Genomic DNA, 21484 nt, shown 5'->3' on the forward strand with positions numbered 1-21484 from the left:
TGCTACTTGACCTCAAGCATCTTTACCTCAACCTTGTTGAGGGGCGCTATGTGCCTCAGCTTCGAAGCAAGCTCAGCCTGGAATTTGCCCTCTATTATGGAGTTTATCGCAGGGTTTGCGTCGTTCTCCTTGAAGTAGTTCGCCACGATCTCGTTCATCTCCTTCCTTATCCCTATGAGCCTGCTGCGCGTCACCCTTGATCTTGTTATCACTATCATCTTCACCACCATCCCGGTGCCGTCCCTGCTCGTGACCGGCAATACGGAATCCGCGACGCTCCTGTACCTCCTCACGAGTGACCTCATGTAGCTGTACAGCTGCGATATGGACATGAGCTTTGTGTGCGCGGCGTTGCCGTTCACGTCCGTGACCTTGAGCACAACGCTGGTGTATGCGTTCGAGGGGTTCCTCGTCAGGGAATCGAGCCCTATGACTATCTTCCTGCCCACTATCGCCTTGTCCTCGTTTGCGGGCATCTCGCCTATTATCGCGTCGTTGAACACTGCCGGGGCGTGCACCGCGTACCATTTCTTGAGCTTCCATTTGTCAGCCCCTTTCTTCTGAAGTGTCATTTTATCATCACGTGGTCTTCTTTATGAGCAGCGCAGCCTGCTTCGGATCGTATCTCCATCCTTCGGGCAGCTTGCCCTTTGCTATGTAGTATTTCGTGAGCCTCCATATCTTTGCCTCGACGCCATTCAGCTTCTTCTGGTTGTGGTAATCCTGCCTGTTCTTCTCCATATGGGAGTTGATTTTTACAGCCTTCTTCATCAGGTCCATGATGTCCGGGGGCATTTCCTCCGCAACGCCCTTGTCCTGCATTATCCTGACCAGCCTCTTGCCCATGTAGTGCTTCACGTAGGGGATCCCATGCTCATTCTTCAGCATCTCGCCTATCCTTGCCGGCTCCATTCCCTGCTTGGCGTAGTTGACGATCGTTTCCTCTATCTTGGCCCTGTCGAATTCCTTGGGCTCGCCTATCGATTCTGCCAGGGGCTTCCTTGACTTCGACTTGCCGCGCCTCTTGGAATGCATTCTAGCCATTGAAACACACATTTTAAGGGTTATATATTCACAGTAACTGAGTACTCTCCTTTTGCTATCTCTACCTTCTTAGCCTTGCATATCTGCACAAGCTCCTCTTTAGAGGATAAGGTTGCTTTATAATATTCTTCAGGAACATTTATATTAATTGATGTTATCTCGAAGTTGAGCGCCTTCTTCTCCCTTGCCTTCGCCTTCCTCACGTCGCTTATTATGGCGTTGAGGAACGCGCCGACGCTCTCGTAGTCTATGCCCACTACCGCGCTCTTGAATATTATACCGTTTATCACGTAGTCCGAGCCTGATCTTATATCCAGGTTCTCCGGGAAGCCCTCCAGGAATATGCTGCTGCCCTTCATCTTAGAGAACAGCTCCTCCGATGCGTGCGGCATTATCGGTGCGAGCAGCTTCAGTATCGTGTCAAGCACATGCTTCAACACGTGCGCCGCGGCGTGCCTGCTCTCCTCCATGCCTTTCTCCTTGGAATATATCCTGTATTTCACGCTCTCTATGTAATAGTCGCAGAACTCGTGCCAGTAAAAGTTTATCGCGGTGTTCGCGGCATCGTAGAAATTGAATTTTTCGTATGAATCGTTCACGTCCTTCACTACGCTGTTGAGCCTGTTGAGTATCCACATGTCGAATGTGCCGATGCCGCTGCTCGCAACTTCAAAGGGCACGGGCTCGCCTGCCTCCTTCAGCGCGGTTTCCACGAAGGCGAAGGAGTTGAACAGCTTGGTTATGAAGCTCTTTGCGAATTCCACGTCGTTGTATATGAACGGCTTGTCCTTGCCTATGGCGCTGCTAAGGGCGCACCACAGCCTGACTGTATCGACAGGGTACTTAGCAAGCACCTCGTCGGGGGATGCGCCTATGCCCTTGCTCTTGCTCATCCTCTTGCCGTCCGGGGCGAGTATCATCCCGTGCACGAGCATGTTCTCAAAGGGCTTGTTTTCGGTGAGCGCCCATGACCTGAATATGGTGTAAAAGGCCCAGGTCCTTATTATCTCTGTGCCCTGTAATCTGAGCGCGGTCGGATATGCCATGCCAAAAAGCTCCCTGTTGTCCGGCCATCCGGAGATTATGAGCGGCGTTATCGAGGAATCGACCCAGACGTCGCAGGTTGCGGTCTCCCCCTTCAGCGGGCCGCCGCATTTCGGGCATTTTTCATGCGGTGCGCCGTCCCTTGCAGGATCCACCGGTAGGCTCTCGCGCCCTGGCGTTGCTATGAAGCCGCACTTCTCGCAGTACCAGAACGGCAGCGGCGTCCCGAATACCCTGTTCCTGGATATTATCCAGTCGTAATCTATGAAGTTCGCCCAATCCTCCAGATATCTTTTCGTGAACTCGGGCACCCACTTTATCTCGTTTGCGAGCAGCTTTATCTTCTCAGTATACTCCTTGACTTTTATGAACCACTGGACGGACATGATAAGTTCTATCGGGGTGCCGCACCTGTCGTGCACCTTTATGGCGTGCTTCACCGTTTCCTTCTTGACCAGCGCCCCTGCCTCCTCAAGCGCCTTTATGATCTCAGCCCTTGCATCGGTTACCCTCATTCCGGTAAACTTCTGGGCGTTTTTCAGCAGGCCCTTCTCGTCCATGGATTCTATCATCCTGAGCTTGTGCCTGTAGTACATTTCCCTGTCGACCTTGTCGCCGAACGTGCAGACCATCTCTGCCCCTGTCCCGAACTCCATGTCGACGCTGTCGTCTTCTATGACATCCACTGACGCCCCGAATATCGGCGTTTTAATCCTGCTGCCCCTTAGATTTTTGAACCTTTCGTCCTTCGGGTTTATCGCAACCGCAACGCACGCATGAAGCAGCTCCGGCCTTGTGGTTGCTATGGTAATGCTCCTACCGCTGGAGCCCTCTACCTCAAAATTCAGGTACGAAAGCACGGTTTCCTCCTCCTTTTCCTCGGTTTCCGCATGCGCTATCGCCGACCTGTCCTTCCAGCACCATTCTACCGGATAGTTCCCCCTGTATACCATTCCCTTGTCATGCATCATTATCAGCGAAAGCTGCACCTTGGCCCTGTATTCTTGCGACATCGTGGTATATTCATGCCTATAGTCCGGCGAGAATCCCATCCTGTACATCTGCTCCTTCATCTTGTCCAGGTTCGCCTGCGCTATCTCCACGCATTTATTGTAGAATTCCTCGCGCGAAAGCCCGAATCCGAATTTTTTCTCGACCGCCTTCTCGGTGGGGAAGCCCTGGGTGTCCCACCCCTGCGGGTACAACACGTTAAAGCCCTTCATGCGCTTGTATCTTGCGATGAAGTCGATCAAGCTGTAGCTTGTCACGTGGCCCATGTGCAGGGTACCAGAGGTGAACGGCGGCGGCGTGTCTATGACATAGGCCTTTTTGTCCCTGTTTTTTTCGTCGAAAAGGCCTATCCCGTTGTCCAGCCAGTACCTGTTCCATTTGTCGTCTATAGATGCATCATACATTCGCACACCGGTGCCTGTAGCGGCAAGGCTAACTGAATATACCAACGGAAATTAATAAACAAAATAATAAACAAAACAATAAATAAAATAAAAAACTAAAAAATAAAAATAAGTTGTTAAGCTACGAGCTCGCCTATTGCGAACCTTGCCTTCACGTCCGTGATCCTAACCTTTACCGTGTCGCCCTCCTTTGCGCCCTTTATAAAGATTACAAATCCGTCCTTCTTGGCTATGCCGTCGCCCTTAGACGCCACCGCCTCCACCTTCACTTCGACCTCGTCGCCCACCTTTACCGGCTTTGGCAGGAAATAGTTTGGATTCATGTTCATTACACGCCTTCCTCTTCCGCCCCCATGCCTTTCTCCGCCTTCTTCGAAGTCTCCTTCATTGCTTTCTCCATGTTTCATTCAATCTTTTGCTCATACGTAGAATTAGCTGTTACGCCTTACTCCGTATAGTGTATGATGTTGGAGGTTCAAGCTTAAAAATCTTTCTGTAAAGCTTAGGTTTCTGGCAATCGGGAAACCATATTCACAGGTGCATGTACAGGTCCTCTATGCTCCTGAAGAGGTAATCCGGCTTTATGCTGCTAAGTCTGTGCTGGCTGTCGAAGCCGCACGATACCGCGCATGAATGCACATTCGCGAGCTTGGCGGTTATGACGTCGTCCACCATGTCCCCTATGTATATGCACCGCCCGGGCCTCACCTTCGTCGTGTTGAGTATCGCCTTCAGCCCCGTGGGGTTGGGCTTCAGCGCATGCAGGTCCCTTGCGCTCACTATGACGTCGAAGCTGTCCATCATGTTGAGTATTCGGAGCTCCCTTATGACCCTGCTCCCCCTCCCGTTGGAGAATATCGCCGTCTTCTTGCCCCTGCCCCTCAATTTCCTTATCAGCCTCATCGAGTCGTTGTGCAGCTTCGGCCTGCTAAGGTTCAGGAATATGTCGAAAAGGTTGGTCATTATGTCGTTCTTCATCTCCTCCTCTTTCAGCCTTCTCTTGAGGTCATAGTCCACGTGCCTGAAGTCCTTTATCTTGCTGTCCTTGTTCCATATGTGCAGCGCCCTCTTTACCGCCTCGTTCACGCGCATCGTGAGCCTCATGCTGTTGAGGGTACCGTCCCAGTCGAAAACGAAAAGGTCGTGGTCCATGAGCTTTTTTTTGTCGGAAGGCATCTCAACCCCATGCTATGTCGATGCTGGGCTTGTCCGGCAACGCCCTTGATGCCCTTCCAGATTTGGACGACGCCTCGCCCTCTATCGTCACCTTTGCCCTGAACCTGTCCTCAAGGTAGGGCCTTGCTTCCAGGAAAGCCTTTAGGAGGGATTCCATGCTGAGCTCCTCCCGAGGGTTGAGGGTGTTGAGCCTCTTCGCGAACTGCCCGAGGAACCTGGAAAGGGCTTCCTTGTCTGTTTCCGTGCCAATGCTCCCCATGACTGAGCTTATGCTCTTGGATTTGGAGAGCATGCTGTAGGCCCTGGCCTTCCACTGCTCTGCTATTATGAGCCTTATCTCGCTGACCGATTTTCCGGAATTGCCCCCTATTTTTCCCGTGAGCTCTATCCCCTGCCTTATGTCGTCTATAGTGTTGTCTATAACCTCCTCTATGAGCTCCTCCTCGAGGTTTATCATGTCCTCGCTTGCCTCCGGCCACTTCTCCTGTGCCACAAAGCTGCTGTTGCCCAGCATGCTCCAGAACTCCTCCGCAACATGAGGCATGGCAGGCGCAAGCATCAGCGTTATCTTCTCAAGGAACTCCTTCAGGACCATCGCGTTCTCGCCGCTCCTCTCCATGTATTTCCTCAGCTCGTTAATCGAGTTGTAGTATATCTCGGTATATGCGCCCTTCATGTTTATGGCGTCCATCATCGGCGTGGCGGACTTTATCTTTGAGTTAAGCTTCGAATACATCCAGTAGTCGATGTGGGATATCTCCTTGCTCTTTATGGAGGGGAGCGATAGTATGGTCCTGTAAAGGAACTCGTTCTTAGCCTGCACGCTGTTCATGTTCTCTGTAGTGAACTCCGTGCTCGTGTCAAGATCCGCACCTGCTATCTCTATGAACCTGAGCGGATCCGCACCGTATTTCTCAATGCCGTCAAGTATGGGTACGATGTTGCCCAGGCTCTTGCTCATCTTCTCGCCCTCGTAGTCGACGAACCCGTTGACCACTATCTGCTTGGGCCAGTACTGCTCGCCGAGTATTGCAACGTGGTTGAATATGTACATAGTTAGATGATTGGGTATTAGATCAGGGCCGGAGTGCCTTGAGGTGTTGGTGTACCAGTACTCGAACGATTCCCTGCACCTGTTCAGCGCGGGCTCGCTTATCCCGGTCAATTCAGCAACAGCATTTACATCCCCTTTGGAGAGCATCACGTAATCGAAGAATTCCGGCTTGAGGTTTTCAGGCTCTGCCTTTTCGCCCCTCAGTATGTGGTCGAAAGTGTAGAATGCCATGTACAGCGTAGAGTCCGAAAGCGACTCTATTATCGAAGTATTGTCGAACGGGAACACGGTGCCGAGGCCCTGCTTTCGCTCCGTGGCCCTAAGGTCTATCCATTCCATCGCGTTCTCGAAAGTGTGCCTCAGCTTTTCAGGCCTTATCCTCATTTCCTTTAGGTCCTTCCTTGCAGGCTCCTTCCATTTAGGGTCGCCGTAATTGATGAACCACTGATCGACTATGTTCACCACGACCCTGAAGCCGCACCTGCAGTAGACCGGCTCGTCATTGCTTATCACGTGTATAGCGAACGCCTTCGAGTCGCCCTGCAGCTTCTGCGTTATGAGGTCCCTGGCCTCGGGCTCCCTCATGCCCTTGTACTCTTCTACAACCATTATGCCCCAGTGCGATTCCTCCCTGTATGCCAGCTTTGTCGCGAACTCAATCATGTCATCTATCGCGTTCTCGTTCGCATGAAGTATCTCAAGATACGCCAGCGCAGGTATCTCGGGATGCTGTGCAACGGCCTCGCCAGCGCTTACGTCCGTCAACGATCTTCCTATGCCTATGTTTCCCTTTTTCTCTATCTCGATTATCTTGGTGAACTCGAATTCGGGCATTGGATAATTGTCAGCCTTGAGCCTTTGGATGGCGACGTAGTCGAACGGGGCATGCGATGGTACGCTCATCACCACTCCCGTGCCTACATCGGACTTCACGAAGAATCCGGGAAGTACGGGGATCTCCTTGCCGTTGACTGGGTTCAGCGCCTTCTTTGAAAGAAGCTCCTGCGCGCTGATGTCCCTTTCTACTGTCACGTCCAACTGGTGCTTCAGGTTGTAAAGCGCGTCATGCGATATGTAATACCTCTCGCCGTTTACCTTTGCAATGGCGTACTTGACCTCCCTGCCCACGAAGATGTTGGTAACCCCGTATATCGTTTCGGGCCTGAACGTAGCGCACCCGAAGAATATGTCGCTTGACGCATCCTTGAACTTTATTACCGTGATCTTTTCTATTTCAGGCTGGACGTCGTGCATCGTGTCGTGCTGCCCAACTGCGTTGTTTTCGTTCGGGCACCAGCCAACGGGGTGCTTGCCCTTGGTTATGTGGCCTTTCTCCTTCAGGCGCATGAACTGCCACTCAACGAACTTGCTGAACAACGGCTCGATGGATACGAACTTCCTGCGCCAGTCTATTCCGTAGCCGGCGGCCTTCATTCCCATCTCGGTGCTTTTTATGAAGTAGTCCGCAATGTACCTCGGGTCCGTCATCTTCTTTATCTCATCGTCAGGCACGTGGAACATCTTCAGCTCATCGATCAGCTCCTTGTCGTTGTTCCTTATGCGTTTCGCAAAGGCCAGCAGGGGAGTCCCAGTTGCATGGAATGCCATGGGGTAAAGGACGTTGTAGTTCTGCATCCGCATGTATCTCGCGTACGTGTCTGCAGTGCCGTAGGTCCTTATATGCCCCATGTGCTGCGGGGCATTAACGTACGGGAAGGCGGCTGTAACGAGAAGCGGCTTCCTGTCATTCGGCTCCACCTCGAAAAGCTTCGCGCCATTCCATGCCTTCTGCCATTTCTCCTCTAATTCTTTGTAATTTATCATCAGTGCACCAACTGGACAGAACGAATATTATTTCGGTTGAGTTAGAATATTAAAAATGAATCTTTTAATAGTTTCCCTCTATAAAAGTATTGGGTGAATATATGAGCAATACCGAGGCTAACCACGCCGTAAAATCGATGCCCATTGCCTTCGACAAGGTAAAGAACGTCATGGACGAAGACACGTACAAGTGGCATCACGACACGCATTATGCTGGGTATGTCAACAAGAGGAACGAGATAGAAAAGGAGCTGAAGTCCGTTGACAGGTCAAAGGCGAACGTCAATTACAGCGCGTTCAGGGCGCTGAAGCTGGAGGAAACCTGGAACGGGAACGGGATGATACTCCACGAGGTGTATTGGGACACGATGGGCGGAGACGGGAAGCACGGGGATGGCATGGGCATAATAAAGAAAATAAGCGAGGACTTCGGGTCTGTGCAGGCATGGAAGGAAGACTTTCTTGCAACCGGAAAATCGGGAAGGGGATGGGCTGTGCTTGTGGCTGATTCGCTGACTGACGGCAAGCTCAGGAACGTGCTGTTCGACTTCCACAACCTCGGGGGCCTGGTGGGATCAATGCCGCTGATCGCAGTTGACACGTTCGAGCATGCGTATTACCACAAGTTCGGGCCAGACAGGGGCGCCTACCTTAACGCGCTCGTGGACAACATAGACTGGAAGAAAGTCGAAGCGAGGTTTACGAAGCACAGGCAGTAACCGATACAATGATGTAGATGCTGCTTTATCTCGTGAGGGTAATAAGCATTGTGCTGATAGCGCTAGCGTACATGCTTTTCGACCTGTTCAACAAAAGGAACGTGCCATCGGTTTTCGTCTATTCCACGCTTGCATACGGTGCCCTTCTCACGATACTCTACCTAAACGCCAGGACGATAGCAATAAGCGCATCCATATCCCTTGTGGTCCTCGGCGTTGGGTATGTCGTATACAGGATAGGGCAGCTCGGCGCGGCTGACGTCTTCGAATTCGCGGCAATATCCCTCATGCTGCCGATTCAGGGCATGCCATTTATTGCATCGTATGCGCCGCAACTCAGCGTGCCATTCATAGTATCGGTTGCAATAAACGCCGGGATAATCGCTCTTGCGATAGTTCCAATATACTACATACCGAAGGCAATCAGCAGGTTGAAAAAGCCAATAACATCACTGATAAACAAGGGGAATCTGCTCTCCGCATCGCTGCTTGCGATAGCATACATTGTTTTCATATACTTCGCAACCCTCGTAATAAGCCTGAATTACTTCGCAATCATAATGCTTGCCATAATGCTCACCAGTTCCTTCCTTGTGATGCTGTTTTCCGTTCCCGTGACCTACTCCATGGTGCGCGAAGTAACAGTGAAGCAGATGGAAGAAGGCGACATAATAGCGCTCAACCTCATGGGCGAGAGGAGGGTATTGGCACTGAAGAAGAAAATAAAGGGTTTCGGAAGGCTAGTCACATCCGATGTCATGAGGCAGCTAAAAAAAGCTGGCGTAAAGGACAAGATGCCCGTTTATAAGGAGGCGATGCCGTTCGCCCTTCCGATATTCGTTGCGGTGATATTCACGCTGCTGTTCGGCAACATGATATTCATCGCACTTGGAATATGATTTTTCCTAGACTGACAGTTTGCCTGCAGCTTCAAGGGCCGCTGCACGCATGTCCTTTGACCCTGTTATTCCCCTTCCTACTATTGCATGCCAGTTCGGTCCAGCTACTTTTAATGCATCTTCTATGTTGCCGCCCTGCTTTATGAGCCCGGGCGAAAAGAATACTGGTGCTTCTTTAGACACCTCTGCAACCATTGGCTTGAGCATTGAATAATAATGTTCTATCCTTTCGACCTTGTTTCCCGGCACTACGAAATTTACAACCCCTTTACTTGCGCCGAGCTCGTATATCTCATCCAGCGCCTCATCCGCAACGTAACCTCCTTCGCTCCTCTTAAATTTTTCGTGTGTCATCTCGCCGCCGATTATGGGCGTGATTCCACATTCCTCACACGCGTTTACAAATGCGGCCAAAGTTCTTGGGCCTGTCAAGGGGAAACCTATAATCGCGGAAACTCCTGCGCGCTCAATCATCTGCACCCTGCCTTTCTGGGTATCTGGTATGTCTGTCGCAGCCTTTTGTGCATCGTATATCAGGGGCTTTTCTGTAATCTCCCTTGCAACCCTCACGATGTTGCGAAGCCCCTCCTGCTCAGCCAGAGTGACATCTATCTTGTATCCTCCAATACCTTCTATTCCTGATGTCTGCCTCAATATGTCCTTGAGCCTGCCCATCGACTCCACGTCGCAATCAACTATAATGCTCCTTCTTCTTTGAATTATCCCCATCTAATCCTCGCTAAAATTGTATTTCGCACCGTTAATATAAATAGCATGGTTATGCAAAGACTTTTTAAATTTCACTGCTTTACTGATTAAGGTGCAATGAATGGATTACGTTAGGACATACATAAAGAAATACTGGGGCATAGCCTACAGGAGGACGCTAGGCATAGCGCTTGTAACGATGGCGATAATACTCTCAATGGGGCTGACGTTCACGGTGCTGAGGCAGTCGTTCGCGGTCAACAACTACATCGGCTATATGCTGTTCTGGTTCCTGCTGATGCTGATAGGCATAGTCACGTTCCTGTCCAACTTCCTGCATTCTCACATATCATCCACTAAGATGATGACCGAGGAGGAGCACAAGCTGCACTCCAAATACATGGCGATATGGATGATGTCCATCGTCGGCGGCGTGATCGCGTTCCTGATCCCGCTGTTTTTCGTGGGCTCTTACGTTGCGGCTCCGTTGTTCCTGCTGTTCACCTTCGGCGGCGTTCTTCTCGTTCTTTACGCTTCCATCCTTGCGATATTCAGGCATCACTACGGAGAGCTCGTCATAGGCGCAGCGGCCTTGTGGATAATGTTCTTGTTCGGGCTCTCGCAGCTCGGGAGCTCCGGGCTTAACTATGCGGGCAGCGCGAACTTTTCCATATACTATACAATACTCTCTTTCACGGTAGTGTCTGGATTCGTGGGAATAGCCCTGCTCATAAATTCTTCGCGCGAATCCCTTGACGAATTGATGAGGAAGGTAGCCCCATCTGCGCGCCGCCAGAGGAGAAGGCGCAGGGCTTCAGGGTAGTCAGCTGAATTCGGCCGTGATCTCGGCATTGGATGCCAATGATAAGATGGTGTTCTGCGATGCCGCGTTTAGCACGTTCGAGCCCTGCGAGTTTATTGACCATGAGCTAAAGGCCATGCCCTCCTGCGGCTGGGCGAATATCACATAGTTTCCCGGTGGCAGGTAGGCCGAGGTGCCGTTGAAATAGCTCATGCCGTTGAGCACTATGTTGCCCCTTGGGCTTGTTATGAATGTAACGTAGTCGAAATTGACCCCTGTCGGGGAAACGGACTGTATGGAGTATCCGGAGGACCTGTATAGGCCCTGGCCGCATGATGCCGCGTTGTCGGTTGTGCATATCTTGTAGTTCAGCACGAAATAAACCATCTGCTGGGACCCAGCCTTCGGCTTGGATTTTCCGGAAATCGCGACGCTGCAGAGGACCTGGGACCCCTCGCTGGCGAAATCCGGGCTGCAGTCGCCGAAGCTGTATGAGGTTGCGCTTCCAAGGCTGGACATCGTGGCGTTTATTGAATTCGAGGGGAAGTAGAGCACCTGGCCAAGCTGGTTGGAAAAGACTATGTAATACTGCATGGGGCTTACCGCATTGTAGGAGAGCAGCGAATCCGCACAGGGGAGTAGCGGCTGTATGCTGCACGACGACTGCACATAGCTAAGCGGGGCCCTTGAGCCTGTTATGAGTATGACCATGACTATGAACAGGGATATGAGTATTATTGCCCATGAATAGGTAACCATGAATTCAATGGCCGACTGCTGCTTCATCTCCATCTGCACTTTATTGGTAGCGTATTTATAAATACAATTACATAAGATTGCGATGGACAAAATAACAGCGCTGCTGAGGCTTACAAGGATAGAGCACAGCATCATGCTAATTATAGCGGTGATAGCTGCAGAGGTGATATCCGGCTACGTGCCCGCGCTTCCTGTCTTTGCCCTCAGCATCATAACGCCCATGTTCATAAGCATGGGCTCGTTCGCCATAAACGACTATTTCGACGTAGAGTCAGACAAGGCGAACAAAAGGCTGGACCGGCCGATAGTGAACGGCTCGATAGGCAAGAAGGAAGCCTATGCCGTGGCGATGTCGTGCTTTGCGGTAGGCGTCCTTGCCAGCATCTTCATAAACGCGGCGGTATTCCTCATAGCACTGGCTTTCGCTGCGCTTGCATACATGTACAGCTATAAGCTGAAGGACATGCTCCTTCTGGGAAACGTCTACATAGCGTTTACTATGGTGATACCTTTCATATACGGCAACTACGTCGTGTCGGCGGGCCTTGGCACCGATATAATACTCATAAGCATAGTGATATTCCTCGCGGGGCTTGCAAGGGAGATACATGGGATGGTCCGGGACTACCAGGGCGACAAAGCTGCACGGAAATCCAAGAACCTGCTTTATCACGTGGGGTCAAAGAGGGCGTCTCAGCTTGCGTTCGTCCTGTACATAGAGGCCGTGCTCGTAAGCATATACATGTTCTTCTTCGCCCCCCCGTTCGCCTACAATGCGGTTTACATAATACCGATAGCAATCACGGATTTCATCCTTGTATACGTGTCTTATGCCTATCTTACGCGCAAGAGCAGCAGAAAATTCTTCAGCTTCACAAGGAACGCGAGCCTCGGCGCGATGGCGCTCGCGCTGATCGCTTTCCTGGCGGCCGCGATCGTTTTTATACAGATATAAGGCACAGCCCCAAATCCGTAAATTTTACTCCACTAATCAGGAATCCACTTATAATAATATATTAGTATGTGTCCATAATATACTATAGAGTATAGTATAGGGTGGTAAATTTGACGACCAAGGGTAAAGAGAAGATGGATATCGTTGTGGTAATGGGTGCCTACCTTCCGATAAGGGACAAGTTTGACGGATACGGGGGCACGGAGCGGGTAGGATCCTTGCTGACCAAGGGATTGGTAAGGAGGGGGCACAACGTCACGCTGATAGCTCCTGAGGGCTCTGACGCTGTTGCAACGAAGCACGTTTCCACGGGCAGGCCGCTGTGGGCTGACGGAAAAGTTGAAATCCCGATTGAAGCCCATAAGAAAGCGGTGAACAGCATACTGGACAAGGTTTATGAGCACAGCAAGCATGCCGACATAGTGCACGGGCACATAGACGAGATGCTTGCAGATCCAAGGCTGAAGTCCGTAAGGACCGTTAACACGGTGCACGGCGACACGGCGTCGGATAACACAAAAAGGCTTTACATAGAATCAAACTACAAGCCGATAATATTCATATCCAAAACCCAGCGGGAGCGCATGACTTCAATCAACCCCGCGGATGCGTACATAGTACACAACGCCGTGAACTTGGACGAATTCAAGCCCTCGTACGACTCGCACAAGTACAGGCCCGGCGACTACATAGTGTACCTTGCAAGGATATCCGAGGAGAAGGGCATGCACGTTGCGCTGGACGTCGCGCATGCAACAAAGACGAACATAGTGACTCTTTACACAATGCCGGATACCCCGAAGGACATGGATTATTACCTGAAGGAGGTAAAGCCGCGCATAGAGAAATACAAGGACGAGATTAAGATAATCGAAAAGGAAAACGCCAAAAGGGCGGTAATAGCGTCATATCTAAAGGGCGCCATGGCGCTGATAGCCCCAAGCGGCTTCCCGCCATCAACGTGGGCAGAGCCGTTCGGGCTAATGGCAGTTGAGGCAAACGCCAGCGGGACCCCTGCAATAGTGGCCAACAAGGGCGGCCTGGCAGAGATAGTCGAGCAGGGCAGAAACGGATTCAAGTGCGACACCAAAGAGGAGATGATCGGCGCGGTAGAGAGGATAAAGGAAATCGCCGGTACTCCGGAAGGGATAAGGCTGAGGGTAGATTCGCGAAACGCGGTGGTGGAGAGGTTCAGCCCCGAAGTGATGGTAAAGAACTACGAGAAGACCTACGTCAAGATACTGGAAAACCCCCTGGGCAGCATGTCCGCATTCGGAGGCTTCCTAAGAAACAAGGTGTCCGGAAGCGGCAAGAACGGCGGCAATACAAAGAATGCAAACGTTTCCAATATGGCAATAATGCTGGGCTTTGCCGCAATGGCAAACGCCACGACTTTGTACGACAATATCCTCAGGATATCGCCGATAACTGAGGGGCTTATTGTAGTTGGGTTATTCGCCGCAACGCTAATGCATTTAAAGAATGCTAATTATAAACATAATGCAAGGGCTATGCCCCTGGCGGCATAAACAAGCTATTTGCATGCAGTATGTGCCGGTTCCTTGGGTTGGCATGCAATTTTATCCGAGGTCATGATACCTTATGGGTTATAAGATAGAACTTGGCAGTCTTACAAGGGAACTTGGCAAACTGAAAAGCAAGGAGGGGTACATTTATGCAGGAAGCCCGAACTTCATCGGGCTTTTCGGAAGGGATTCGCTGATCTCGTCATGGCAGCTGCTGGATTACGATCCCAAAATAGCTAGGGATACGCTCATCGCTCTCTCAAAGATACAGGGCAGGCGCTCTGATAGGAGAACGCAGGAGCAGCCTGGGAAGATACCACACGAATATTACCCAAAGACCACTTCCATTAGATGGTTCAACAGGTACAAGGGGCATGTCGGCTGGCTCAAGATCGGCAGGCCGGAATACCTTTCTGTTGACAGTACACCTCTTTTCATAATAGTGCTCGCCAAGTACTACGAAAAGACCGGCGACAAAAGGACCCTTGCAAGGCTGTGGCCCAGCGCCAGGAGGGCCGCAAACTGGATATCCGATTACGGCATTTACAAGAAATTCGTGAGATACATGTCCGACGGCGGCAAGCTGAAATCGCAGAGCTGGAAGGACGGCATAGGGAAATTGCTTGACGATGCGGTGAGCCCTGTTGCAATTGTCGAGGTGCAGGGCTACTCATACAAGGCGCTCAGCGACATGATGGCCCTGATGCAAGCAATGCGCGACACCAGGGGCGAGAAAGCATTTGCTAAAATGGCCGACGACTTGAGGAGCAACTTCGAAAGCGCATTCTGGATGGAAAAGGGCAAGTTCTACGCCATGGCGATAGAGGGCAACGGCAGGCAGATAAAAACGATAACCAGCAATCCCGGGCATCTCCTTTTCACTGGGATACTGGACGGGAAGAGGGCCGATGCGGTTGCAAGGCGCCTGTTCATGAGGGACATGATGACGCCCTACGGGATAAGGACACAGTCCTCAAGCGACAAGCATTTCAACCAGTACGCGTACCAGCTGGGATCGGTATGGCCACATGACAACTGGATAATCGCTGAAGGGTTAAGGCAAACAGGCCATATAAGGGAGTACAACAGGATACGGGCTTCTATAATAAGGGCTGCACAGAAGCTGGGATCAATCCCTGAATATTACGGCGTATCAAAGGGCAACAGGCTATTGCCTCTTGACGTGATGTGGCCAAGGCCGTGCGATCCGCAGGCATGGTCATTAGCAACATTGATAAGCATGCTTTACGATAAGTGAAATGATAAAATGAGGGAAAGGCTTGCTATTTTCGGATCTACCGGATCCATAGGTGTAAACGCGCTAAATGTAGCCGAAGAGCAGAAAAACTTCGATATTGTTTCACTTGTATGCAACGGGAGCAATAACGGGAAGATCGATATAATGGAAAGGCAGATCCGCAGATACAACCCGGAGCATGCGGCTGTCATAAACGAGGATGCTGCAAAAGAGCTGAAGGGGAGGCTCAGCGGGTCAAAAGGAATAAGGACAGAAATTTACTCCGGTATCGAGGACGCGATAAAGATATGCACGCTCCCCTGGGTCGACAAGGTCGTGAACTCGACAGTCGGGATATCAGGCCTGCTTCCTACCATAGAATTCATCCACAGCGGGAAGGACATCGCAATAGCAAACAAGGAATCGTTCGTTACCGGCGGAAGCCTGATAAACAGGCTCGCAAGGGAAAAAGGCATGGAGATAGCCCCGATCTGGGAAGCCGGAAGAAAAAACGGGAAAAGGGCATTGTATCCGATAGACAGCGAACACAGCGCGATATGGCAATGCCTGCAGGGCGAAAAGGGCAACGAGATAGACAAGATAATACTCACGGCCTCTGGAGGGCCTTTCAGGAACTCGAGCATCGAAGAAATGAAAAACGCAACAGTTGATGAAGCACTGAATCATCCCACATGGAAGATGGGCGGCAGGATAACAATAGACTCAGCTACCCTCATGAACAAGGGATTCGAGGTGATAGAGGCCGCGTGGCTGTTCGGCGTCAGGCCTGAGCAGATTACGATCCAGGTGCACCCGCAGAGCATAATACATTCAATGGTGCAGTTCAAGGACGGCAGCATAAAGGCGCAGATGAGCCCTCCGGACATGAAACTTCCGATACAGTATGCGCTTACATATCCTGAGAGGATGCCAAGCAAAAGCATTCCGCGCCTTGACCTTGCAAAATCAACAATGCTGAACTTCGAGGGAGAACCAGACACGGAAAAATTCAGGTGCCTCGGCCTTGCATTCGAGGCATTGAAACTTGGCGGCACCGCCCCCGCGGTGCTGAACGGCGCGGATGAAAAGGCGGTTGAGCTGTTCCTTGACAGGAAGATAAAGCTGCTTGACATCCCCGAAGCGATAGAAAAGGCATTGGCAAGCCACAAGGTGGTGGGAAACCCCAACATAAAGGACATACTGCTGGCTGACAGGGAGGCAAGGGGATTCGTTGCGGAATACGCCAGGGAAAAGTATCCTGGCAAACTGAAGAGCGTATCTATATAGCGCTGCCGAACGGCCCTACAAAGGAATAAAAATAATCGCATTCAATACCTCTTGATGATGACTCACGAGGTATTTCTGATACGTGATGAATAAGAGAGTCGCTGATGTAATGTGCTTGACATGATGCCGCCCCTGCAACTAGAGACAGTTTCCGTTGCCTCGCTTGTATTCGTGCTGAGCCTTGTCCTTACCATAGTGCTTACATTGTCCTACCTGAAGAGCAGGAGGCTGAGCAAGCTGTTCTGGAGCCTCGGCATGTGGGCATTCACCGCAAGCGCACTTATGACTGTAGCGTTCGCGCTCGGTACATATTCGGAGCCCCTGGCTACGATATACCTGTACATAGTTGCAATACTCGTAGAGCTGCTTGCAATAGGCTCGATGCAGCTCATGAGCTACGGAAACATGAAGCTCGCATATTATGCCTTCTGCGCGATTACAACCGCGTTCATGTTCTACTCACTTGCCGTCTCAAGCATACCCAATCTTATAGCCAACTACGCGCTGTACGGATCCCCTCCCGCGCTTGTAGTGTACGCCTCCTCGGCAATAACCATACCCGCATCAGCGATACTTGTCATAATCGCGATAAAGAGCTACTGGACCGGCAAGGACTACTGGAACATAAGCATAGTGGCGGGCGTGCTCATTTTCGCCCTGTCCGGGGCAATCTACATAAACTCATTTCCATCAATGCAGTACGTGACGGAGTTCATAGGGATATTCCTCCTATGGCTAGGGTTCTTCAAGCGTGCCAACTAAGGTGTTTTACTGGATGTAACGGTCTTCGATAGGGCATTGACCGGCTATTCGTTGTCCGTGCACATAATACTAGCATCGATAGGGATAGCCCTGCCTGTCATAATGCTGCTTGCGGAATATGTCAGCATAAGGTTCAACGACAAGGATTTCGAGTTGCTTTCAAAGAGGATTTCAATAGCATTTGTGATACTGTTCGCGCTTGGAACGGCATCAGGCACTCTTGTGGCGCTGGAGCTGCTGCTCGTATGGCCGAAGTTCATGGCCTTCATATCCCAGGTGGCGATACTTCCATTTTACATAGAGGTCTTCGCGTTCTTCATGGAGTCGATATTCATAGGCATATACATCTATTCGTGGGGGAAGTTCAGGAACAGGATGCTGCACCTTGCTTCCGGAATACCCATAGCAGTTGGAGGTGCATTGTCGGCCGTCCTGATAACGATGATAAACGCTTTCATGAACACGCCGAACGGTTTCGATGTCCAGGCATACCTGAAGGGCGGCACCATAACCGGCGTTATGCCGTTCGCGGTATTCTCCACCCCTTCAACAGCGCTCGAGGTCAGCCACGTGCTCGCCACCGCCTACCTTGCCGGCATACTCATATTCGTGGCGTATATGGCGTTCATGCTGTCAAGGACAGGCGCGGAAAACAGCAAGAGGTACTACAGGAAGGCAATAAGACTGGCCATGGTTGTCGGAATAATAGCGCTGGCAGCATCAATCGTCACGGGGCTTATGTCCATATCCGCGCTGATGCATCTGCAGCCCGAGAAATTTGCCGCGATAGAGGGCAACATATATCCGCAGTCCTATGCCCCTGAAAGGATCGGCGGCATACCGGTAAACGGATCCCTGGAATACTACATAGCGCTGCCCAGCATGCAGAGCATACTTGCAACGGGCAGCGCCTCCGGTGCGGTTCCTGGCCTAAGCAGCTATCCAAGAAGCACATGGCCTCCTTTGATAATACACCTCATGTTCGACCTAATGTTCGGCGCCGCTGTTCTTCTCGGGCTCATATTCGCATACGTGGTTCTGCAGTATCTTATCAAGAGGCGGCCGTTGTACAGCAGGCTTTGCCTTTGGCTGCTAATGCTAAGCGGTCTTCTGTCCGTTTTCGCGCTGGAGGACGGCTGGATAATGGAGGAGCTCGGAAGGCAGCCATGGATAATATACAACGTGATGCTGGTGAGCCAGGCAGCTAACCAGGCGCATGCGCTATCGCCAGTTGCGATGTTCATATTCGCATTCTACATCGCAGTGCTTCCGGCTACCGTATTTGCGATATTGAGGATATTCAAGGGAAGGCCCCTTGAAGGTGAACTGGCGAGCAGATGAACCTGTTATATTCCGTGAACTACCTGATATTCTCGGTATTCCTTACGCTGCTCATGCTGGAGATCGGTCTTGCGCTGGTAAGCCTGGCAGGCTCCGAGAGGTACAAGGACAGGATAGCCAAAATCATAAACCCGATATGGGAGGTAACGGGAACCTTCGCCATATTCTACGTTGTAAATTTCGAGGTAAGCTACCCGTTGGTGCTGGGCATTGTCGGCACCGCATACGCCGTTCCATTGCTGGTTGCTGCGATATTCCTCATAATAAGGAACGTCCTGCTTGCGCTCCGGGACTACGTTGGTTACGGGAAGCAATGGCCCAGGATAGTATATCCAATGTCCACGATAGTCGCAGGCGCATTGGCGATATCCGTCCTGAGCTCCGGGGTAAGCGGCATGGGGATAAATCTGGCAAATGGTGCCATAAACGCATCCTTCATATTCAACCCCTTCAATCTGCTTATCATACTGTCAATAATCCTGTTATCGTTCTCGCTTGCCAACGGCATAATAAAGGTAGACAGGTTCCATAAAGCCGGCATGATATCTGAAATCCTCGGATTCGCAATAGCGGCAATTGCCTCTTACGTTTATCTGCCGGGATTCCTGAAAGGCCAACAGACTAGTACGCTTTTAATCATTGTATCCCTAATAGTGTTAATAGCTGCGATAGCGCTTCAGGCGATTAAGGCCAAATACGCGGGTCCATTCAATGCGGTTTTTGTCGCGTTGCTCATAAACCTTTTCGGCGCCTCGATATACCCATACGTGTTCGGCACAGCCAACATAATGAATTATGCGGCAAGCAATGCGCTTGCAAGCCCTGAACTGCTGATAACGACGATAGGGGGCACGATGGTAGCACTTTCACTGATAGTGCTTATATACGTCAATTATGTAAAGAAATGAAAGATGCAAAAAAGATTTATTAGAAGGGATTTTATGATTAAAAAAATAACAGATTATATTTGGGAGGTGGAAAAAGAAGGAAATATGAATGTTCCTATACGTATATACGCAAATGAGACTATTAGGAGTACTATAGAAAAAGATAGAACATTAAAACAAGCGCTGAATGCATCGACACTTCCATCAATAGTAAAACATATGCTTTTAATGCCGGACATGCACGAAGGTTATTCGTTTCCAATAGGTGGTGTAGCTGCATTTGATGCAGAAAGCGGTATAATATCACCTGGTGCGATCGGATTTGATATCAACTGCGGGGTAAGACTAATAAAGACCAATCTTACTGTTAAAGATATCAAGCCAAAAATGAGTAAACTCATGGACCTGCTTGCAAAGAATGTCCCAAGTGGAGTGGGGAGCAAGATAAACCTGGGGTTTACACAAAAGGACTTGGAAAACGTCGCAGTGGAGGGCGTTGGCTACATGGTCGACAAAGGGTTCGGCTTCTCAGACGATGTTGACCATATAGAGGAATATGGTATGATAAAAGGTGCGGATTTCAGCAAGGTAAGCCAACTTGCAAAGAAAAGAGGTATCAATCATTTAGGGACTCTTGGCGCGGGGAATCATTTCCTTGAGGTTCAGCGCATAGATCAAACATTCGATGAGAAAATAGCAAAGGGATTCGGCCTTGAAAAGGACAACGTGACCATACTGGTACACAGCGGATCTCGCGGCTTTGGCCACCAGATATGCAGCGATTACCTTAGGCTATTTGCAGAATATCAACAAAAGAACAACATAAAACTTCCAGATCCTGAACTCAGCTATGCCTTTGTCAATTCGAAAGAGGCAGAATCATATCTGGGCGCGATGAGATGTGCTGTAAACTTCGCGTTCACAAACAGGCAGATAATGACGGATTCGATAAGGAAGACCTTTGCGGAGATATTCGGAAAAAGCCCAGAAGAGCTTGGGATGGAGCTGCTATACGACGTCGCTCACAACATTGCAAAGCTGGAGGAGCACGAGGTCGACGGAAAGAGGATGAAGCTGTACGTGCACAGGAAGGGCGCGACAAGGGCTTTCGGCCCCGGAAGAGATGATATACCCAAAAAGTACAGGGATTTAGGACAACCAGTTCTCATACCAGGAAGCATGGGCAGCGCGAGCTACGTGCTCGCCGGAAGAAAGGAGGCAATGCAGGAAACGTTTGGTTCCTCGTGCCACGGCTCTGGAAGAGTCATGTCAAGGCATCAGGCAATAAGGGAGATACCTACGTCCAGGACGCTCAACGACCTGAAGAGCAAGGGCATAGAACTAAGGGTAAGGGACAGGAAGCTGATAAGCGAAGAAGCTGAATGGGCATACAAGGACGTCAACGACGTTGTAAGAAGCATAGAAGGCGCAAAGATATCCAATATTGTGGCGAAGCTCGTGCCTTTGGGCGTTGCTAAAGGTTAGTTTGAATCCCGGCGAGGGCGTTACCAAATTTTGTCGTCGAAAAATCTTACTGGTTAACATCCCCGACTTTTCGGATTTATGGCGAAATAATTACCTTGTTATGCTTTTGCGGTTTTATGTTTTTTAGATCCACGTAGCATTCCGGCCTCGTAAATGCGCCTGCGTCTCAAGAGATCGTCCAGATAAGAGTTCAACGGATTTTTTTCTGGTTTCTTTTCGATGGCTCTCTCTATAACTTCTATAGCACCGTCGTAGTCTCGTTTTGCTTCGAGGGTTGCCGATCTAAGCATAAGATTATTAGGGTGTCTTTGCTGCATTAGTTTTAGTCCCTCTTCTGCAGACCATGTCCTTTCTTCATGAGTTGAGTTTTTATGTTTCGTAACTTTTCTTTTTTGCATATTAATCCTTTTTTTAATATTTAGGCAAGAATTCCACGACTTTTAAGTCGTTGGATGAATTGCACAATTTATCTATTCCTTATTATTGAATTCTTATCAATGGTGGCGTTAGCCACCAGAGACAAGATCCCATGAATAGTGTAAACAATACAAATAATATAA

20 protein-coding genes are annotated in these 21484 nt (G+C 50.3%); 11 read left to right on the top strand and 9 right to left on the bottom strand.

Translation table 11 applies throughout. The annotated features are described in order from the left end of the window. Positions 1-2: 2 nt before the first annotated feature. The 6 genes from KGI06_03395 to leuS form a co-directional block, all read right to left on the bottom strand. Positions 3-572, bottom strand: coding sequence for a hypothetical protein (locus KGI06_03395; protein MDE1871258.1), 570 nt, complete (start codon positions 570-572; stop codon positions 3-5). Between the two features lie 7 nt (positions 573-579). Further along, positions 580-1044, bottom strand: coding sequence for a 30S ribosomal protein S15 (locus KGI06_03400; GenBank protein MDE1871259.1), 465 nt, complete (start codon positions 1042-1044; stop codon positions 580-582). A gap of 20 nt (positions 1045-1064) precedes the next feature. Then, positions 1065-3503, bottom strand: coding sequence for a valine--tRNA ligase (locus tag KGI06_03405; GenBank protein ID MDE1871260.1), 2439 nt, complete (start codon positions 3501-3503; stop codon positions 1065-1067). 116 nt (positions 3504-3619) lie between these two features. Next, on the bottom strand, positions 3620-3910 hold the full coding sequence (locus KGI06_03410) for a TRAM domain-containing protein (protein ID MDE1871261.1): 291 nt from the start codon (positions 3908-3910) through the stop codon (positions 3620-3622). Positions 3911-4034: 124 nt separating this feature from the next. Beyond that, on the bottom strand, positions 4035-4679 hold the full coding sequence (locus tag KGI06_03415) for an HAD family hydrolase (GenBank protein ID MDE1871262.1): 645 nt from the start codon (positions 4677-4679) through the stop codon (positions 4035-4037). 1 nt (position 4680) lies between these two features. Further along, positions 4681-7557 carry a leucine--tRNA ligase gene (leuS, locus tag KGI06_03420; protein ID MDE1871263.1) on the bottom strand — a complete coding sequence of 959 codons (2877 nt, stop codon included), beginning with the start codon at positions 7555-7557 and terminating at the stop codon, positions 4681-4683. 101 nt (positions 7558-7658) lie between these two features. On the opposite strand from leuS, the gene KGI06_03425 reads away from it, so the two are divergent. Next, the gene (locus tag KGI06_03425; GenBank protein ID MDE1871264.1) at positions 7659-8276 is read left to right on the top strand and encodes a superoxide dismutase; all 618 of its coding nucleotides are present in this window, start codon (positions 7659-7661) and stop codon (positions 8274-8276) included. A 17-nt stretch (positions 8277-8293) separates the two neighbouring features. Then, positions 8294-9175, top strand: a complete 882-nt coding sequence (locus KGI06_03430) for a hypothetical protein (protein ID MDE1871265.1) — start codon at positions 8294-8296, stop codon at positions 9173-9175. Between the two features lie 6 nt (positions 9176-9181). On the opposite strand, the gene KGI06_03435 is transcribed toward KGI06_03430, so the two are convergent. After that, positions 9182-9904 (bottom strand): orotidine 5'-phosphate decarboxylase, encoded by a 723-nt coding sequence (locus tag KGI06_03435; GenBank protein ID MDE1871266.1) that lies wholly within the window; start codon positions 9902-9904, stop codon positions 9182-9184. Positions 9905-10004: 100 nt separating this feature from the next. Here KGI06_03435 and KGI06_03440 point away from each other — a divergent pair, with 100 nt between their 5' ends. Then, complete coding sequence (locus tag KGI06_03440) at positions 10005-10706, top strand: hypothetical protein (protein ID MDE1871267.1); 702 nt, start codon at positions 10005-10007, stop codon at positions 10704-10706. Here KGI06_03440 and KGI06_03445 read toward each other — a convergent pair whose 3' ends face one another. Continuing rightward, positions 10707-11477, bottom strand: a complete 771-nt coding sequence (locus KGI06_03445; GenBank protein MDE1871268.1) for a hypothetical protein — start codon at positions 11475-11477, stop codon at positions 10707-10709. Positions 11478-11526: 49 nt separating this feature from the next. On the opposite strand from KGI06_03445, the gene KGI06_03450 reads away from it, so the two are divergent. The 8 genes from KGI06_03450 to KGI06_03485 all read left to right on the top strand — a co-directional run bounded on the left by KGI06_03450 (position 11527) and on the right by KGI06_03485 (position 20924). Then, entirely contained in the window at positions 11527-12399 is an 873-nt protein-coding gene (locus tag KGI06_03450) for a UbiA family prenyltransferase (protein MDE1871269.1), read from the top strand. 110 nt (positions 12400-12509) lie between these two features. Continuing rightward, the gene (locus KGI06_03455) at positions 12510-13928 is read left to right on the top strand and encodes a glycosyltransferase (protein ID MDE1871270.1); all 1419 of its coding nucleotides are present in this window, start codon (positions 12510-12512) and stop codon (positions 13926-13928) included. Positions 13929-14001: 73 nt separating this feature from the next. Next, positions 14002-15183, top strand: coding sequence for a hypothetical protein (locus tag KGI06_03460; GenBank protein ID MDE1871271.1), 1182 nt, complete (start codon positions 14002-14004; stop codon positions 15181-15183). A 9-nt stretch (positions 15184-15192) separates the two neighbouring features. After that, complete coding sequence (dxr, locus tag KGI06_03465) at positions 15193-16449, top strand: 1-deoxy-D-xylulose-5-phosphate reductoisomerase (protein ID MDE1871272.1); 1257 nt, start codon at positions 15193-15195, stop codon at positions 16447-16449. Positions 16450-16569: 120 nt separating this feature from the next. After that, positions 16570-17211 (top strand): hypothetical protein, encoded by a 642-nt coding sequence (locus KGI06_03470; protein ID MDE1871273.1) that lies wholly within the window; start codon positions 16570-16572, stop codon positions 17209-17211. 36 nt (positions 17212-17247) lie between these two features. Next, positions 17248-18552 (top strand): cytochrome ubiquinol oxidase subunit I, encoded by a 1305-nt coding sequence (locus KGI06_03475; GenBank protein ID MDE1871274.1) that lies wholly within the window; start codon positions 17248-17250, stop codon positions 18550-18552. After that, positions 18549-19460, top strand: a complete 912-nt coding sequence (locus KGI06_03480; protein ID MDE1871275.1) for a cytochrome d ubiquinol oxidase subunit II — start codon at positions 18549-18551, stop codon at positions 19458-19460. The genes KGI06_03475 and KGI06_03480 overlap by 4 nt, the downstream gene beginning before the upstream one ends. A gap of 33 nt (positions 19461-19493) precedes the next feature. Next, positions 19494-20924: an RtcB family protein gene (locus tag KGI06_03485; GenBank protein MDE1871276.1), complete on the top strand. Its 1431-nt coding sequence runs from the start codon at positions 19494-19496 to the stop codon at positions 20922-20924. 98 nt (positions 20925-21022) lie between these two features. On the opposite strand, the gene KGI06_03490 is transcribed toward KGI06_03485, so the two are convergent. Next, positions 21023-21322 carry a hypothetical protein gene (locus KGI06_03490; protein MDE1871277.1) on the bottom strand — a complete coding sequence of 100 codons (300 nt, stop codon included), beginning with the start codon at positions 21320-21322 and terminating at the stop codon, positions 21023-21025. Between the last annotated feature and the right edge of the window lie 162 nt (positions 21323-21484).

The organism is Candidatus Micrarchaeota archaeon (genome assembly GCA_028866575.1).
GTDB lineage: Archaea > Micrarchaeota > Micrarchaeia > Micrarchaeales > Micrarchaeaceae > UBA12276.

What these genes read in the sequence shown, in the direction of transcription:
- KGI06_03450 (MDE1871269.1), top strand. Translation starts at nt 11,527, where the DNA reads ATGGACAAAATAACAGCGCTGCTGAGGCTTACAAGGATAGAGCACAGC.
- KGI06_03410 (MDE1871261.1), bottom strand. Translation starts at nt 3,910, where the DNA reads ATGAAACATGGAGAAAGCAATGAAGGAGACTTCGAAGAAGGCGGAGAA.
- KGI06_03445 (MDE1871268.1), bottom strand. Translation starts at nt 11,477, where the DNA reads ATGGAGATGAAGCAGCAGTCGGCCATTGAATTCATGGTTACCTATTCA.
- leuS (MDE1871263.1), bottom strand. Translation starts at nt 7,557, where the DNA reads ATGATAAATTACAAAGAATTAGAGGAGAAATGGCAGAAGGCATGGAAT.
- KGI06_03470 (MDE1871273.1), top strand. Translation starts at nt 16,570, where the DNA reads ATGATGCCGCCCCTGCAACTAGAGACAGTTTCCGTTGCCTCGCTTGTA.
- KGI06_03460 (MDE1871271.1), top strand. Translation starts at nt 14,002, where the DNA reads ATGGGTTATAAGATAGAACTTGGCAGTCTTACAAGGGAACTTGGCAAA.
- KGI06_03430 (MDE1871265.1), top strand. Translation starts at nt 8,294, where the DNA reads ATGCTGCTTTATCTCGTGAGGGTAATAAGCATTGTGCTGATAGCGCTA.
- KGI06_03440 (MDE1871267.1), top strand. Translation starts at nt 10,005, where the DNA reads ATGGATTACGTTAGGACATACATAAAGAAATACTGGGGCATAGCCTAC.
- KGI06_03400 (MDE1871259.1), bottom strand. Translation starts at nt 1,044, where the DNA reads ATGGCTAGAATGCATTCCAAGAGGCGCGGCAAGTCGAAGTCAAGGAAG.
- KGI06_03485 (MDE1871276.1), top strand. Translation starts at nt 19,494, where the DNA reads ATGATTAAAAAAATAACAGATTATATTTGGGAGGTGGAAAAAGAAGGA.
- KGI06_03435 (MDE1871266.1), bottom strand. Translation starts at nt 9,904, where the DNA reads ATGGGGATAATTCAAAGAAGAAGGAGCATTATAGTTGATTGCGACGTG.
- KGI06_03395 (MDE1871258.1), bottom strand. Translation starts at nt 572, where the DNA reads ATGACACTTCAGAAGAAAGGGGCTGACAAATGGAAGCTCAAGAAATGG.
- KGI06_03490 (MDE1871277.1), bottom strand. Translation starts at nt 21,322, where the DNA reads ATGCAAAAAAGAAAAGTTACGAAACATAAAAACTCAACTCATGAAGAA.
- dxr (MDE1871272.1), top strand. Translation starts at nt 15,193, where the DNA reads ATGAGGGAAAGGCTTGCTATTTTCGGATCTACCGGATCCATAGGTGTA.
- KGI06_03425 (MDE1871264.1), top strand. Translation starts at nt 7,659, where the DNA reads ATGAGCAATACCGAGGCTAACCACGCCGTAAAATCGATGCCCATTGCC.
- KGI06_03405 (MDE1871260.1), bottom strand. Translation starts at nt 3,503, where the DNA reads ATGTATGATGCATCTATAGACGACAAATGGAACAGGTACTGGCTGGAC.
- KGI06_03415 (MDE1871262.1), bottom strand. Translation starts at nt 4,679, where the DNA reads ATGCCTTCCGACAAAAAAAAGCTCATGGACCACGACCTTTTCGTTTTC.
- KGI06_03480 (MDE1871275.1), top strand. Translation starts at nt 18,549, where the DNA reads ATGAACCTGTTATATTCCGTGAACTACCTGATATTCTCGGTATTCCTT.